General features: G+C 38.8%; 16 protein-coding genes. 11 read left to right on the top strand and 5 right to left on the bottom strand.

The window, feature by feature from the left end; all coding sequences use genetic code 11:
* Positions 1-70: 70 nt before the first annotated feature.
* The 9 genes from AM305_RS07085 (at position 71) to AM305_RS07045 (ending at position 8,900) form a co-directional block, all read left to right on the top strand.
* A complete protein-coding gene (locus AM305_RS07085; protein ID WP_005824467.1) occupies positions 71-1,729 on the top strand; it encodes a fructose-specific PTS transporter subunit EIIC in 1,659 nt (552 codons plus the stop codon).
* A gap of 112 nt (positions 1,730-1,841) precedes the next feature.
* On the top strand, positions 1,842-2,156 hold the full coding sequence (yhbY, locus tag AM305_RS07080; protein WP_081451205.1) for a ribosome assembly RNA-binding protein YhbY: 315 nt from the start codon (positions 1,842-1,844) through the stop codon (positions 2,154-2,156).
* 79 nt (positions 2,157-2,235) lie between these two features.
* Positions 2,236-2,919, top strand: coding sequence for a phosphatase PAP2 family protein (locus AM305_RS07075; protein WP_193594279.1), 684 nt, complete (start codon positions 2,236-2,238; stop codon positions 2,917-2,919).
* Positions 2,920-2,927: 8 nt separating this feature from the next.
* Positions 2,928-3,845, top strand: a complete 918-nt coding sequence (nagK, locus tag AM305_RS07070; RefSeq protein WP_005824464.1) for an N-acetylglucosamine kinase — start codon at positions 2,928-2,930, stop codon at positions 3,843-3,845.
* A 30-nt stretch (positions 3,846-3,875) separates the two neighbouring features.
* Positions 3,876-4,583 (top strand): hydroxyacylglutathione hydrolase, encoded by a 708-nt coding sequence (gloB, locus tag AM305_RS07065; protein WP_005824462.1) that lies wholly within the window; start codon positions 3,876-3,878, stop codon positions 4,581-4,583.
* 28 nt (positions 4,584-4,611) lie between these two features.
* On the top strand, positions 4,612-5,538 hold the full coding sequence (gene hemC, locus AM305_RS07060; protein ID WP_005824460.1) for a hydroxymethylbilane synthase: 927 nt from the start codon (positions 4,612-4,614) through the stop codon (positions 5,536-5,538).
* A 2-nt stretch (positions 5,539-5,540) separates the two neighbouring features.
* A complete protein-coding gene (locus tag AM305_RS07055) occupies positions 5,541-6,287 on the top strand; it encodes a uroporphyrinogen-III synthase (RefSeq protein WP_005824459.1) in 747 nt (248 codons plus the stop codon).
* Positions 6,288-6,353: 66 nt separating this feature from the next.
* Positions 6,354-7,640, top strand: a complete 1,287-nt coding sequence (locus tag AM305_RS07050) for a uroporphyrinogen-III C-methyltransferase (RefSeq protein WP_005824457.1) — start codon at positions 6,354-6,356, stop codon at positions 7,638-7,640.
* Between the two features lie 9 nt (positions 7,641-7,649).
* Positions 7,650-8,900, top strand: a complete 1,251-nt coding sequence (locus tag AM305_RS07045; protein ID WP_005824455.1) for a heme biosynthesis protein HemY — start codon at positions 7,650-7,652, stop codon at positions 8,898-8,900.
* A 62-nt stretch (positions 8,901-8,962) separates the two neighbouring features.
* Here the strand turns inward: AM305_RS07045 and ruvX are convergent, their stop codons facing one another.
* Together ruvX and ampD are read right to left on the bottom strand one after the other, a co-directional pair.
* Positions 8,963-9,385 carry a Holliday junction resolvase RuvX gene (ruvX, locus tag AM305_RS07040; protein ID WP_005824454.1) on the bottom strand — a complete coding sequence of 141 codons (423 nt, stop codon included), beginning with the start codon at positions 9,383-9,385 and terminating at the stop codon, positions 8,963-8,965.
* Positions 9,382-9,942 (bottom strand): 1,6-anhydro-N-acetylmuramyl-L-alanine amidase AmpD, encoded by a 561-nt coding sequence (ampD, locus tag AM305_RS07035; protein WP_005824452.1) that lies wholly within the window; start codon positions 9,940-9,942, stop codon positions 9,382-9,384. The genes ruvX and ampD overlap by 4 nt, the downstream gene beginning before the upstream one ends.
* Positions 9,943-10,029: 87 nt before the next feature.
* Here ampD and AM305_RS07030 point away from each other — a divergent pair, with 87 nt between their 5' ends.
* A complete protein-coding gene (locus AM305_RS07030; protein ID WP_005824450.1) occupies positions 10,030-10,872 on the top strand; it encodes a 23S rRNA (adenine(2030)-N(6))-methyltransferase RlmJ in 843 nt (280 codons plus the stop codon).
* A gap of 57 nt (positions 10,873-10,929) precedes the next feature.
* On the top strand, positions 10,930-11,571 hold the full coding sequence (gene pyrE, locus AM305_RS07025; protein WP_005824449.1) for an orotate phosphoribosyltransferase: 642 nt from the start codon (positions 10,930-10,932) through the stop codon (positions 11,569-11,571).
* A gap of 294 nt (positions 11,572-11,865) precedes the next feature.
* On the opposite strand, the gene AM305_RS07020 is transcribed toward pyrE, so the two are convergent.
* The 3 genes from AM305_RS07020 to AM305_RS07010 form a co-directional block, all read right to left on the bottom strand.
* A complete protein-coding gene (locus AM305_RS07020) occupies positions 11,866-12,429 on the bottom strand; it encodes a YqgE/AlgH family protein (RefSeq protein ID WP_005824448.1) in 564 nt (187 codons plus the stop codon).
* A gap of 31 nt (positions 12,430-12,460) precedes the next feature.
* The gene (rsmE, locus tag AM305_RS07015; protein WP_005824446.1) at positions 12,461-13,192 is read right to left on the bottom strand and encodes a 16S rRNA (uracil(1498)-N(3))-methyltransferase; all 732 of its coding nucleotides are present in this window, start codon (positions 13,190-13,192) and stop codon (positions 12,461-12,463) included.
* 74 nt (positions 13,193-13,266) lie between these two features.
* Positions 13,267-13,857 carry a YajG family lipoprotein gene (locus tag AM305_RS07010; protein WP_005824444.1) on the bottom strand — a complete coding sequence of 197 codons (591 nt, stop codon included), beginning with the start codon at positions 13,855-13,857 and terminating at the stop codon, positions 13,267-13,269.
* Positions 13,858-13,876 lie beyond the last annotated feature (19 nt).

Raw genomic sequence — 13,876 nt, 5'->3', positions numbered from 1 at the left:
ATAACGGACACACGCAGTGTGTCCCTACATTTGGGAAAACAGATTTCTTAAACATTGATAGGAATAAAATATGAATATTTCATTTATTTTCCCGGCACAACTCGGTAAAGCAAGAGCATTTCTTGTAAATGAAGTGCTAACGGCGGTGGCAAAACAGCAAGGGCATTCTGTAGTCAATGCAGAACAAGCGGATTTTGTCGTGTTATTTGATGAGCAAGTGCCTGCGAATGTTGTCGGTAAACAAGGGGCGGTGGTTAGCCTTGAGCAAGCCTTTGCTCAACCAGAAGCAACACTCACGCAAGCGGTCAATTCTGCTCAAACTTTTGCCAATGCAACGCAAGCGGCGGTGTCAAACTCTGGTGTAAAAAATATCGTGGCAGTGACCGCTTGTCCGACAGGGGTTGCACATACCTTTATGTCTGCGGAAGCCATTGAAAACTATGCGAAAGCACAAGGCTGGAATGTGAAAGTCGAAACCCGTGGGCAAGTAGGAGCTGGCAATCCGATCTCTGCGGAAGAAGTAGCTGCAGCAGATTTAGTCTTTGTGGCGGCGGATATTGACGTGGATTTAAGCAAATTCCAAGGCAAGCCGATGTACCGCACTTCAACAGGTTTAGCTCTAAAGAAAACCGCACAAGAGTTTGAAAAAGCCTTCCAACAAGCGACTGTTTATCAAGGCGGTTCTGCGGCAGCTACGAAAGGCGAAGAAGCCACAGGCGAGAAGAAAGGGATTTATAAACACTTGATGACGGGTGTGTCGCATATGTTACCGTTCGTGGTGGCTGGTGGTTTGTTAATCGCTATTTCCTTTATGTTCGGTATTGAAGCCTTTAAAGATCCGAATATCGCAGGCGGTTTACCGAAAGCGTTAATGGATATTGGTGGCGGTGCAGCATTCCACTTAATGATTGCCGTCTTTGCCGGTTATGTTGCCTACTCAATTGCTGACCGTCCGGGTTTAACTGCAGGTTTTGTCGGCGGTATGTTAGCAACAACAGCAGGTGCAGGGATTTTAGGCGGTATTATTGCCGGTTTCCTTGCAGGTTATGTGGTGAAATTCTTAAATGACAGCATCAAGTTACCGGCAAGTTTAACGTCGTTAAAACCGATCTTAATCCTACCGCTCTTAGGCTCTGCGATTGTCGGTCTTGCAATGGTTTATGTGATCAACCCACCTGTTGCCGGCATTATGGAAGCCTTATCTAGCTGGTTAAAATCAATGGGCGAAGTAAACGCAATCGTATTAGGTATCGTGCTAGGTACGATGATGTGTACCGATATGGGCGGTCCAGTAAACAAAGCGGCTTACACTTTCTCAGTGGGTATGTTAGCTTCAGACGTAAACACCCCGATGGCAGCAGCAATGGCGGCAGGTATGGTGCCACCTATCGGTATGGCGATTGCGACTTGGATTGCACGCAACAAATTTACCGTAAACCAACGTGATGCAGGCAAAGCCTCTTTCGTACTTGGCTTATGCTTTATCTCTGAAGGTGCGTTACCATTTGTAGCGGCTGACCCTGTGCGTGTGATTGCCACTTCTATCTTAGGTGGTGCAACAGCAGGGGCGATTTCTCTTGGTTTAGGTATCACATTACAAGCCCCTCACGGCGGTTTATTCGTGATCCCATTTGTTTCACAACCGTTGATGTACTTAGCAGCAATTGCGATTGGTTCAGCGGTAACAGGTATCGCTTATGCAATCGTTAAGCCAAAATTAGCAGAATAATTTGTGATATTCGTAAAATAGCCTCTCATTGTAGAGGCTATTTTTATTGGATTTACTTTCAAATTTGCCCCTTTTGTGCTATTTTCTACATCAATTTTTTATATTGGAAAAAATGAAAATGACATTAACAAATAAACAAAAACAATTTTTAAAAGGATTGGCTCATCATTTAAGCCCAGTTGTAATGTTAGGCGGTAATGGCTTAACAGAAGGCGTGTTAGCAGAAATTGAAAATGCGTTGGATCATCACGAACTCATCAAAGTAAAAATTTCGGGTGCAGATCGTGAAACGAAACAGTTGATCATTGATGCTATCGTGCGTGAAACAAAAGCGATTGAAGTTCAAACGATTGGACATATTTTAGTGCTTTACCGTCAAAGTGAAGAGAAAAAAATTAGTTTACCAAAAGCAACTAAGGCAATTTAATTTAAGGGGCGTATGATTACGCCCTTATCTGTATAAGGAATTTTTTGTGTTAAAGAAACTTTCAATTCTTACCCTTTTCATGTTAGCGATCCCACTTGTTGCTTGGGCAATTGACTGGCAATGGGCATTGAATACGAATTTGGGACATTCTTCATTAGACTGGGGGCTTTTTGTTCTAACAGAAACAGGGTCTACCCCTTATGCCCTGATTACCTGTGTGATTTTTATGCTTTGGTTAATGTGGTTAGCCCGTCATCGCTATTCTTGGCTACTGGTAGGTTTTATTTGTGCAAGCTCTGTTATCGGCACACAAATTATTAAAGAAGGCGCAAAGGCAGTCTTTAAAGAGCCTCGTCCATTTGTTACCCAAATGTTCCAGTCAAATACAGAACAATTCTATGCGTTACCAAAAACAGAGCAAGCAACGGAAGTGATGAAATTTGTCCAAGCTGATAATCAATTTGTGGTAGAACATCAAGCTGGTGAATTAGGTTATTCTTTCCCTTCTGGACATACGATTTTTGCCGTATCTTGGTTGTTAGTTTTTGGTGGTTTATTATTCGGCATACGTCAGCAAGCGGCTATTTTTGCACAAATTTTTGCACTTTTTTGGGCTGCTTTGATGTTGATCAGTCGTTTACGTCTTGGGATGCATTATCCTATAGATCTCTTTGTTAGCACCTTAATTGCATGGGCATTCCATCTTATTGCCTTTATTTGGTGCGTACCGGTTTTAGAAAATTTCAAAATCTTTAAAAAATGAGGCTAAATATGATTTACTACGGTTTAGATATTGGCGGCACCAAAATTGAATTGGCAGCATTTAACGAAAAATTAGAAAAGTTGCATAGCGAGCGTGTTCCTACACCACAAAGCAGTTATGAAGAGTGGTTAAGAGCTGTTGAAACACTGGTGCGTAATGCCGATAAAAAATTGGGCGAAAAAGGCACGGTAGGTTTAGGTATTCCAGGGTTTGTAAACCATAAAACAGGTTTAGCAGAGATTGCGAATATCGCCGTTGCACACGATAACCCTATTTTAAAAGATTTATCAGAACGCTTAGAGCGAGAGGTTCGGGCGGAAAATGATGCAAACTGTATGGCGTTATCTGAAGCGTGGGATGAGAGTAATCAACAATACAATACTGTTTTAGGCTTAATTATTGGTACTGGCTTTGGTGGCGGTATCGTAATGAATGGTAAAGCTCATTCAGGTCAAATCGGTATGGCAGGCGAAGTGGGACATATTCAGTTAAATTATCATGCTCTTAAATTATTGGGGTGGGATAAAGCGCCAATTTATAAATGTGGTTGTGGCAATACAGCATGTTTAGACAGCTATATTTCCGGTCGCGGTTTTGAGATGCTCTACAATGATTTAGTTGGCGAGAAATTAAATGCTAAGACAATCATTGAACGCTTTTATGCGAAAGATCCAAAAACCGTGGAATTTGTTGAGAAATACATTGAGTTAATGGCAATCAGTATATCGCCATTAATTACGGTGCTTGATCCGGATATGATTGTATTTGGTGGTGGGTTATCGAACTTCGAACACATTTATGAGGTATTGCCAACAGTATTACCAAAATATTTAATGCGAAGCGCAGAAGTACCGGTCATCAAAAAAGCAATTCACGGTGATTCAAGTGGCGTACGTGGTGCGGCCGCGCTATTCCTGAATAAATAACTTTCATATTGAAAATTTATCGAGATATTTATGTTAAACATCAAGCCAATACTTGCTTTAAATGATAACTATATTTGGGTTATTCAAAAAGAGGATCAAGCTGTTATTGTTGATCCGGCAGAAGCAGAGCCGGTATTGGCTTTTCTTGCAAAAAAGCAGTTAAATTTAACCGCTATTCTACTTACACACAATCATCACGATCATACCGATGGGGTAAATGAGCTCAAAATACATTATCCGCATATTACGGTGTATGGCTCAGAAGAGTGTAAAGCTTGGGAGAATAAGATTGTTTACCCAGAAGATCATTTTGAACTTTTTGGCTATGATATTCGTATTATTGAAAGTGCGGGGCATACTGCACAACATATAAGTTATTTGTGGGGAAACGAATATCTTTTTTGTGGCGATGCTTTATTTTCAGGTGGTTGTGGACGCGTTTTTACTGGGGATTATCAAGCGCAATTTAATGCAATGCAGCGCTTTAAAGCATTGCCTGATTTTGTTGAAATTTTCCCTGCTCACGAATATACTCAAAGCAATCTAAAATTTGCACTTGCGGTAATGCCTCCTAGTTGTGCTTTATTAGAATATCAAGAGCAAGTTGATATTTTACGAGCTCAACATAAACCGACATTACCGACTACACTGTATAAAGAAAAGCAAATAAACCCTTTTCTTAGAGCGACAACATTCGCTGAATTTAAAAATTTACGTGAACAAAAAGATCACTTTTAAGACTAAATAACAAACATAAAGAATAAAAATGAAAGATACATTACGTATTGCAACACGCCAAAGCCCTTTGGCATTATGGCAAGCCAATTTTGTTAAAGCAGAATTAGAAAAACATTTTCCTGAATTGCAAATTGAACTTGTTACTATGGTAACGAAAGGCGACATTATTTTAGATACACCACTCGCCAAAATTGGTGGTAAAGGGCTTTTTGTTAAAGAATTAGAATTGGCATTACTTGAAAATCGAGCCGATATCGCCGTTCATTCAATGAAAGATGTGCCGATGACTTTTCCAGAAGGTTTGGGATTAGCTGTCATTTGTGAACGAGAAGATCCGCGTGATGCTTTTGTGTCTAATCAATATCAAAATTTAGATGAATTACCCAAAGGTGCGGTTGTTGGAACATCAAGTCTACGCCGTCAATGCCAGCTAATGGCAGCTTATCCGCATTTAGAAATTAAATCTTTACGTGGTAATGTGGGAACACGTTTAAGTAAATTGGATAATGGCGAATACGATGCGATTATTTTAGCTTCAGCAGGGTTAATTCGTTTAGGTATGCCGGAGCGTATTCGCAGTTTTATTTCTGTTGAACAATCATTACCGGCAGCAGGACAAGGGGCTGTTGGTATTGAAACACGTTTAGATGATCAACGTGTATTGAGTTACTTAGCCAAATTAAATCACCAACCAACTGCATATCGTGTGATTGCTGAACGTGCGATGAATGCACATTTGCAAGGTGGTTGCCAAGTGCCAATAGGTGGTTTTGCAACATTGGAAAATGATGAATTGACCCTCAATGCTTTAGTCGGTTCATTAGATGGTTCAACGATTATTCGAGCCTCAGGTGTTGCGCCAGTCGATAAAGCCGAACAGCTTGGCATTGAGGTCGCAACCAAATTATTAGCACAAGGTGCAGATAAAATTTTAGCTGAAGTGTATGCTGATTAAAAATGAATATATTAGTCACACGTCCTGATGAACGAGGACAAGAGTTAGTTAATTTATTGCAACAGCAACAAATTTTTGCCATTCATCAACCGCTTTTTACAATTGAAAGTGGGCGAGAATTGCCGCTTTTACCTTCATTATTTAGCCAACTTAATGAAGGGGATTATGTCTTTGCTGTGTCTAAAAATGCGGTAGATTTTGCACATCAAACGATGACACAAACAGGTTTTAAATTTCGTTCAGATTTGCATTATTTTTCTGTGGGGCAGAGAACGGCAACCCATTTCGCTGGTAAAAGCGAACAAGCGGTAAAATATCCGATCTGTTTTGAAAATAGTGAAGGGTTGCTAGAATTACCTGAAATGCAAAATATTCAGGGGAAAAATATTGTTATTCTACGTGCTGAAACAGGTCGAGAATTTTTTGCAAAAGAAGCGGTAAAACGTGGTGCAAGCGTGCAAAACGTAGAGTGTTATCGCCGTGTGCCGAGTGCTGAAAATTTATCAGAAAAACTCAGTTTAGCAAAACGAGTAGGCATTGATACGATAATTGTAACAAGTAGTGAAATACTGGCTTCGTTGATTGAAAATACGGTTGATGAAGATAAAGACTGGCTTCTCAGCTGTAAGCTCATTGTTATAGGGCATCGTATTGCAACAATAGCTAAACAGAGTGGCTGGGGAAGTGATAAAATTATGGTATCGCCTAAGGCCGATAACCAGTCGATTTTAGATATTTTAACAAAATGACAATAGGTATTTTTATACCAGTGGGATATCCAACAAAAAAGGTGTGTAGCACCTTAAGAGGTAATTATGTCAAAGAAAAAAGTTATTGATGAAACAGTAGAACAAGCGGTTGAAACTTCAGAAAATTTTGCAGAAGAACTTGCAAAACAAGAAGAAAATACGACCGCTTCTGAACCCGTTTCAAAACAACCTGAACAAGTAATTGTTAAAAAAGGTGGGACAGGGATTGCTTTATTGGCCCTATTAGTTGCATTAGGTATTGGTGGTACCGGTTACTACTTCGGTTCACAAAAATTAGTTGAGGTAGAAAATCAGCTACAACAATTAGCCCAAAAGGCTTCACAACAAGCACCATTAGAGCAGGCTTCTTTTGATAAAGAAAAAGCACAAATTAATGAGTTAGCGACAGCTTACGAGAAAGCGCAAGCTCGTATTGCCCAATTAGAACAAGAGCAATCTTCCTATTCGAACCAAATTGTAGGGCTTCAATCTCAAATTCAACGCTTGGGAAATAATGCACCACAAGTTGATTCTAGTGCTTGGGTCTTATCAGATGCAAACTTCTTATTAAATAACGCGGTAAGAAAATTAGTTGTAGATACAGATGTTGAAACGGCAAAAAGCTTATTATTAGAAGCGGATAGTGTATTAAGTAAAATTGCTAATCCACAAATTACCTTGGTAAGAAATGCGATTAAAGCTGACTTGGTAAGTTTGAATAATGTTAATCAAGTAGATCAAAATGCATTAATGCAGCGCCTAACAACATTAGCAAATAGCTTAGATGATTTGCCAATGGTTGATAATGATGTACAAGAAAATCAAGGTTCAGAGAATGTCAGTGATTCAATTGATGATTGGCAACAAAACATTGAAAAAACAGCAAACTCGTTCTTAGATAAATTTATTCGTGTGAGTGATAAAAATAAAGCGGAAGAAAAAGTCTTTATTGCACCGAATCAAGAAGTTTATTTAAGAGAAAATATCCGTTTACGTTTACAAATTGCGATTTTAGCTATTCCTCGTCAGCAAAATGAGCTGTATAAAAAATCTCTAGATGCGGTAAGTACTTGGATTCGTAGCTACTTTGATACACAAAATGAGAATGTGAAAAACTTCTTAAAATCACTTGATGAATTAAGTGAACAAACAATTTACATTGATGTACCTGAAAAATTACAAAGTGTCGCTGTTCTTAATGATATTTTGAAGAAAGAACCTCAAAAAGTAGAAAAAATTGAGATCAAAGAAGAAAAGGCGCTAGTTGAACCGGCTGTTGAAGGCCCTAAAGCAGAAGAAGTTGCAACACCAACGGATAAACCGGCAGAAGTACCTGCTGCGGCACAACAATAGGAGGCAACTATGTTTCGTGTTCTTTTCTTAATGTTATTAGTGCTTGCTGCGCTTATTGCAGGGCCTTATTTGGCAGGGCATCAAGGTTATGTCCGTATCGAAACAGATACAAAAGTCATCGAAATGAGTTTAGTTATGCTCGTGGTATTTTTTGTATCTGCAATGGCGGTTTTATATGCTGTTGAATGGGCGATTACTCGTTTTTTCCGTTTAAGCAAAGGTTCTTATGATTGGTTCTTTAATCGCAAGCAGAAAAAAGCTCAAAAAGAGACGTTAGAAGCTTTAATGCGTATGAGCGAAGGGGATTATTCCAAAGCTGAAAAATTATTCAGTAAAAATGCTAAACATGCAGACGAGCCTGTATTAAATCTGATTAAAGCCGCAGAAGCAGCGCAACAACGAGGCGATGATTTTGAAGCGAATAAATATTTAATTGAAGCAAGCAAATTAGGTGGCATGAATAATGTTGCAGTGGAATTAGCTCGAGCGAAGATTTTAGTTCAACAAGGCAAATTACCGGCAGCTCGTAGTGCAATTGATAGCTTGCTTGAATTAGCTCCTAATAATACGGAAGTATTGCGTTTAGCAATCCGTATTTATCAAGATTCAAAAGCATATATTGCTTTAGATGGTATTTTAGAAGCGATTGGGCAGCGTAGTTTCTTATCAACTGAAGAGTATGAAACCTTAGAGCATTTTGTTGATGATGGATTACTTGATGAAGTGATGAATGAAACAGGACAAGATGGCTTATTACGTTGGTGGGAAGAACAGCCAAGTCGCCGCCGTAAATCTGTTTATGCACGAGTTGGCTTAATTAAACGCTTGATTGATAGCGATGATCATGAATCAGCACAAGAGTTGGCATTAGAAACATTGAAAAAATACGAAGATGAGCAACTTGTTCCGTTATTTGAGCAATTAACTCGCTTACAAGTGGATGAAGATGCAAAACTTATTAAGGTGTTAGCAAAACGTGCTTCAAAAGCGGAAACAAAATATACGGACGATTATGCAAGAGCATTAGGCTATATTTATGCGCGCGAAGGACGATTTGAACAATCTAAAGCGCAGTTTATTCTCTTGCTTGACCACGAAGAGTGTATTGCAAATGACCGTATCATGGCACTTTATGTGGCAGAGCGTACGGGTGACCTTGCATTAGCAGAACGTATTCGTCAAATTAACTTAAAAGAAGTTAATTTGAAAGATGCAAGTCAAGAGTCTGTGGTTGCATTGATTGAGCATACAGATAATTAGTTGTAATCAATAGAAAAAAGCCGTTTTATACTTTCGTGTAAAACGGCTTTTTCATTTATTGGCTAATAGTCAGACTGGTTTTCAAACCAACTCTCTAAAATTAAGCAAGCTGAAATGGCATCGACTTTACCTTTTTTTAATGCTTTATAGCCACCTCGGGAAAAAATTTCCGCTTTAGCTTCTACGGTGGTTAAGCGTTCATCTTGCAACTCAACGGGTAAATTAAATCGCCCGTTCAAACGGTTAGCGAACTTTTTAGCACGTTGCGTAAGAGGTTGCTCCGTTCCATCCATATTGAGAGGTAATCCGACAACCAATACATCGGGTTGCCATTCTTGAATGACTTTCTCAATTTGTGTCCAGTCCGGAATGCCATCTTGTGCTTTAAATGCCGGTAATCCTTGTGCTGTGCCGGTAATACTTTGCCCAACGGCACAACCAATACTGTAAGTGCCAAAATCAAAAGCAAGAACCGTTTTTGTCATCGATTTAATTCCTCTTTTTTTAATAATGAATGATAATAATCCCATGCAAAATAACGACCGGGATCTTGTTTTCTACCAGGGGAAATATGCTGATGTCCAGTAATTTGATGATCCGTAATCAATGGATATTCCGCTTGAATAGCACGAGTTAATTTTGCCAAAGCCTGATATTGCGCTTCTGTAAAAGGCTGATTATTTGAGCCTTCTAATTCAATTCCGATTGAAAACTCATTACATTTTTCACGTCCTTCAAAGCAAGATAAGCCCGCGTGCCATGCCATTTGGTTGAAATTAACATATTGCGTAATTTCGCCTTGACGATTGATTAAGCAATGCGCAGAAACTCTGAGATCTTTAATTTCTTGAAAATAAGGGTGTGCATTGGGATCTAATTTCCCTTGGAAAAAGAGATCGATAAAATTTTCGCCAAATTGTTCAGGCGGTAAGCTAATATAGTGAATGACTAAGAGTGAAATATCTTTAGGATTAGGTCGCTCATTAAAATGAGGGGAGGCGACTTGCCTATGTTCAATAAGAACACCATCTTTTATTTGCATTTTCTTCTCGTTGCGTAAGGGATTTATGGTAGAATTTTAGCAAAATTTTACCGCTTATACAGCGATAACAGTTAAAAGAGAATTTGTATGTTAAGTTACCGCCACAGCTTTCACGCTGGAAATCACGCTGATGTCTTAAAACACATTGTGCAACTCCTTATTTTGCAGTCATTAAAACAGAAAGAGAAAGGCTTTCTCTATTTAGATACGCACTCTGGTGTAGGGCGTTATAGCTTGTTGAGTGCTGAATCAGAAAAAACAGGGGAGTATTTAGAAGGGGTTGCTCGTTTATGGGAACGAAATGATCTCCCTGAAGAAGTGGCTTTTTATATTAACGAGTTAAAGAAAATTAACCGTGGCGAAAAATTAAAATATTATGCAGGCTCCCCATTATTAGCGGTGCAACAACTTAGAGAGCAGGATCGCGCGATTCTTACGGAATTGCACCCAAATGATTTTCCGCTACTACGACAAGAATTTGCGAAAGCCAAAAATGTAGTAACGAAGCGAGAAAATGGTTTCCAACAGTTGAAATCTGCATTACCTCCGAAAGAACGCCGTGGTTTTGTGCTGATTGATCCTCCTTATGAGCTGAAAGAAGATTATGAGCTAGTGGTAAAAGCGATTGAAGAAGGTTACAAACGCTTTGCCACAGGAACCTATGCAATTTGGTATCCTGTAGTGTTACGCCAACATACCAAAAGAATTGTTCGTGGCTTGCAAGAAACAGGAATCCGTAAAATTTTACAAATAGAGTTAGCGGTTCGTCCAGATTCAGATCAACGAGGCATGACGGCAAGCGGTATGATTGTGATCAATCCACCTTGGCAATTAGAATCTCAAATGAAAAAAATTCTGCCATATTTAACCGATGTGCTTGTGCCAGAAGGCACGGGTAGTTGGATGGTTGAATGGATTACACCTGAATAAACATTTTTTATGAGCGGTTATTTTTAATCAATATTTTGCAATTTTGGGAAGAAAAAAATGGAACAATACAAACACGATTTTATTGAATTTGCCCTAAGCCGTAACGTTTTAAAATTTGGTGAATTTACCTTAAAATCCGGCAGGCAAAGCCCTTATTTCTTTAATGCTGGATTGTTTAATACCGGGCGTGATTTAGCAAAATTAGGCGAATACTACGCTCAGGCTATTCAAGCCGGCCAAATTGATTATGACGTATTATTTGGACCAGCCTATAAAGGGATCCCGATTGCAACAACTGTCGCCGTTGCTCTAGCAAACCAGTTTAATGTGGATAAACCTTGCTGTTTTAATCGTAAAGAAGCGAAAGATCATGGCGAAGGTGGAAATCTAATTGGTAGCCCATTAAAAGGAAAAATTCTATTGGTAGATGATGTTATTACTGCAGGCACGGCAATCCGTGAGTCAATGGAGATCATTAATGCCAATAATGCAACCCTTGCCGGTGTGATGATTGCGTTAAACCGTAAAGAGAAAGGTAAAGGCGAACTTTCTGCAATTCAAGAAGTGGAACGTGATTATGGCTGTAAAGTATTTTCCATTGTTGATTTTGATGATTTAGTTCAATTTATTGAAAAATCAGATAAATATGCTCCTTATCTAGCTTCAATGCGAGCTTATCGTGAGCAATATGGTGTGTGATAAATGTGGTATTATGTTATTTTCACAAAAATTAACGTAAATAAATACCGAAATGTAAGAAATATTTATGCACGTTTAAAGCGTTATATGGATTATATTTGAGGCTATGAAAAACATCTTGAATTAAATGATAGAAAAAACAACAAATATGTTATTTATACAAGATTTTTTTAATAAAAAAGTTGCTAATATTTAAAGAACATAAACATTAGCAACAAATTTTCCACTTGGCATAGTTTTTGCTGAATCAGCAACAAATCTGTCTACTATACCTTTGTTTATCACACCTAAATATCAAGCTCTCCCCGGGCTGGAAAGCACACCTGAAGAAATGCCAAAAAATTCATTGGCTTCAACCCAACGATCTAAATACCCTGTTTCAAAAAGCGTTTTATCGTTAGCTTCCGAATAGATCCAAAAATTACGAGCAATTTCATTTTCGAGTTGATCGCTACTCCATGTTGCACAACCTAAGCAAACAACAAATTTCTCAGGTGCATCGGGCGTGCCTAAACTATCCAATACATCGCCGGATGTTGTGAGCATAATACGGTCGGTAACATGATAAGAGTGTAGAAAATCTCGCTCCGTTTTAGTATGGATAATAAAGCCTCGATCTTGGCTAACCGGTCCACCGCTTAATACCATTTGGTCTTTTTTATAATCCCGTTGGTTTGCCATTTGGAAATCCATACGGGTCAGTAATTCTAAAACAGATAAATCTGTTGGGACGTTAATGATCAATCCCATTGCGCCGTTACTGTTATGTTCACAAATATAAACTACGGTACGTTCAAAAAATTCATCATCCATTTCAGGTGTAGCGATTAAGAATTTACCTTGTAAATTGTCTAACATATGATCCTTTTATTTTGATTAAAGAGGAAAATTAAATATCGCCGAAGCAGACTTGTAATGCGGTAATCGCTGCGAGCGAGGCGGTTTCTGTACGTAGTACACGTTTCCCTAATAAAACTTCAGTAAAGCCTTCTTTTTCTGTCATGGCAATTTCTTCCGGAGATAATCCACCTTCTGAACCAATCAATAATCGTACGCCGGCAACCGGCATATTTGGCAGTTGGCGAATGGTATATTTAGCTCTTGGGTGTAAATTGAGTTTAAGCATGTCATCTTGCTCTTTACACCAATCCGTCAATTTCATAATTGGGCGGATTTCAGGAATCTCATTTCGTCCACATTGTTCACAGGCGGCAATCGCAATTTTTTGCCATTGTTGCAATTTTTTATCTTGGCGTTCATCATTTAATTTTACGCCACAACGCTCTGACCAAAGCGGTGTAATAACTTTAACACCCAATTCTACAGATTTTTGAATCGTAAATTCCATGCGATCACCTCTTGAAATAACCTGCCCTAAATGAATAGATAAAGGCGATTCTCGATCATCTAATTCACTAGAGGTAATTTCTGCAATGATTTGCTTTTTTTCGACCGCTTGTAGTGTTGCGTGGAAAACGTGATTTGAGCCGTCAAATAAAATAATTTGTTCGCCAGCAGTCATACGTAGGACGCGTCCTACATGATTGGTTGCATCTTCACTCAATATACAGGTTGTTTTTCCGATGAGTGGTTCGGGATGATAAATTCTTGGAATTCGCATGATTTTATTTAGAAAAGCTGATAAGCGGTCTAATTTAGCATCATATTTACCAAATTAAACCGCTTGTGAAAGGGTTATTTATATTGATGAATTGCGTTTGCAACTTCGTTATCGTTGTAGATAGCTTTTACAACATCTTGATAAGCTTGGCTTAATACGTCTTTAATAGAGTCGTTATCTGCCCCTAACACGCCTTCATAGCTACGAGTAGCATTAAAGCTCTTATTAAAGTTCCCTTTTGAACCTTGTACGCTAACTTCAACATTCACTTCCGCATTTGCTTTATGGCGAAGGTTTCCTTGTTCTACGGTCGCAAAAAAGCGTTTGATATTCACAGTCACATGCGCATTTGCTGCACCTTGTACAATTTGGAAGCCTTTGGCATTAAGATCTTGTTGTACAGCTTGTTGGAACATTTGCGCTACTTCAGGGCTTGAGCTTAAGCGGATAATTTCGCCATTTTTCGTATAAGCTGCAATTTCTCTTGAAGTACGAAGGTCTTGAGTATTCACACTGACTGCCGCAGTTTGATTGTTGGTATTAAATACCGCAGTTGGCGATGGTGTTGTGAAAGTGAGAAAATTTGATTGTCCACTTTGACAACCGGTTAATACCGCAGCACTTAATGTTGCCATTGCAAAAAGCATTTTTTTAGAGAATTTCATATTTTTCTTCCTTTAATAA

Source organism: Actinobacillus minor NM305, from assembly GCF_000175195.1.
Classification (GTDB): domain Bacteria; phylum Pseudomonadota; class Gammaproteobacteria; order Enterobacterales; family Pasteurellaceae; genus Haemophilus_A; species Haemophilus_A minor.
Note: the sequence above shows the minus strand (reverse complement) of the source record. Positions and strands in the feature narration are given on the sequence as shown.